Consider the following 1,722-nt stretch of genomic DNA (forward strand, 5'->3'; position numbering starts at 1 on the left):
TTTTTTCAGTTAGCTCGGTTTCAGTTTGATTACCCTTTTTATAAGTGAGTGCTCCTGCTGCAAACAGGCCGAGACCAGCCGCTGCTGTGGACGGATCCCTAAACGGATCCCAACACCAGATTGCTGCTAAAACTACCCCAGCAACCACTGCGGCAGCGGCTACCGACATCATGAGGCACCTAAAATTTTCATGCCTTTGGAAGGTTTATCTTTTAAGGAGTCTGCCAGTTCCTTATAGGCCTTGGGATCAATTTCTTTATTCAGAAATCGATTAGTGCTCTGGATAACAGAAGTTAATTTTTCAACATTTGCACCATCATTTTTTAAATAGTCTATATGCTTGATTAATTTCTGGATTCTCTTTTTCAGTTCAGGATCAGAAGTGTTAAATGTTCCCAGTTTTATTTTTTCTTGCTCGTATTTGATATTTTCTATCTGTTTCGTTATTTTGGTTAGCGCTTCTCGATAAGGCGTTTGCATTGCATCTCGTAATGCTTCCCAGTCTTTTCTACTATAATTCTCACCAGAATTTAGTGTGTAATCATCTAACTTAGATTTGGCTTTCTTGTATTCTTGCAGTGCCTGGTTCAGCGCTTTTTTTACTGGTTTTGTAACCTCATCTTGATCATGATATTGGGCAAGAAACTCGATAATGGCAAAATAATCTATGGTTCTACACACTTGATTTTTTTCATGTGGTACAAGAACCACAGGAAAATTATATTTATTTTCTTCCTCATTTTCTGCAGAAACACATTCAAGGATAGGTGCTTCCGAGTCATCACACCAGCCTATTATTCTTTTTGTCGGAGATTTATCATCCAAATCATCAATTTCATTCATAATTCCACAACGAATGGATTGAATCAAATCACTCTTCTGAACGGTACCTCGTATTGGATCTTCCTGCTTAATCTCTTTTTCTTCCAAGTAATGATAAACTTCAGAAGCTGAAACAACCAGCAATTTATCCAGGTTTTGGTTAGCCAAGAGTTGATGGGCTAAATCGTTATCGGTTCCCTTAGAAACGACTAATACTCGAATATTAGGATTAGATAAAATATTCTGAAGATGAGTGCCTATTTTCGGATGAACAAACTCTCCCTGGATACCTGCTGTAGTTCCTGAAGAATGATTAATGGTTTCATCAAAATCTAATACCAGTAATTTAAGATTTTTGTTTTCTTTTAATTCGGTCATTAATTGTGGAAGGCTCATGGTTTACCTCAGGAATAAGTTAGTTATCACCCATTATAACCCACTAACATTAACTAATAATTAAGGCGGTCGTATGTTAAAAATTATCCGAATTGCCTCAAATTACCTGTCAAAAGCAACACCTATTTTGAGGCAACGACCTTTTCGTAAAAAGTTCTTTTTAAAATCGCTTCCAATACTCAGAAGCATGTCAGGCATTGCAAATTTAAGAATATTTAGGAGTCTTACATAAAATTCTATTTTCAGCCTTCTAGATTTCAGGGTTATCAACGTTTAAATCCACAATAACAAAGTATTACACCCAGCACAAAATCTATTCCGGCTGATATGTAACTAATTGTAGTGTTTTGCATGAAGAGTACAGTCGCTTGATCAATGAAATGTGGATGAAAAATAATACTCGTACCTTTCAATAAGATAAGCCATGCTATAATAGTGACGATGACGCGCCAACTCCCTTCCCAAATGTTATGGCTGACTACAATGATAATTCCTAGAATAAGG

At 36.5% G+C, this 1,722-nt stretch carries 1 protein-coding gene and 1 pseudogene; both read right to left on the reverse strand.

The window, feature by feature from the left end; translation table 11 throughout:
* Positions 1–168: 168 nt before the first annotated feature.
* Positions 169–1,218 carry a hypothetical protein gene (locus tag OK13_RS13620; protein WP_035891714.1) on the reverse strand — a complete coding sequence of 350 codons (1,050 nt, stop codon included), beginning with the start codon at positions 1,216–1,218 and terminating at the stop codon, positions 169–171.
* A 266-nt stretch (positions 1,219–1,484) separates the two neighbouring features.
* Positions 1,485–1,722, reverse strand: a pseudogene (locus OK13_RS14895) (hypothetical protein); the annotation flags it as partial.

This window comes from Legionella norrlandica (assembly GCF_000770585.1).
Classification (GTDB): domain Bacteria; phylum Pseudomonadota; class Gammaproteobacteria; order Legionellales; family Legionellaceae; genus Legionella; species Legionella norrlandica.

Excerpts from the sequence above, each read along its gene's own strand:
- OK13_RS13620 (WP_035891714.1), bottom strand. The coding sequence starts at position 1,218 with ATGAGCCTTCCACAATTAATGACCGAATTAAAAGAAAACAAAAATCTT.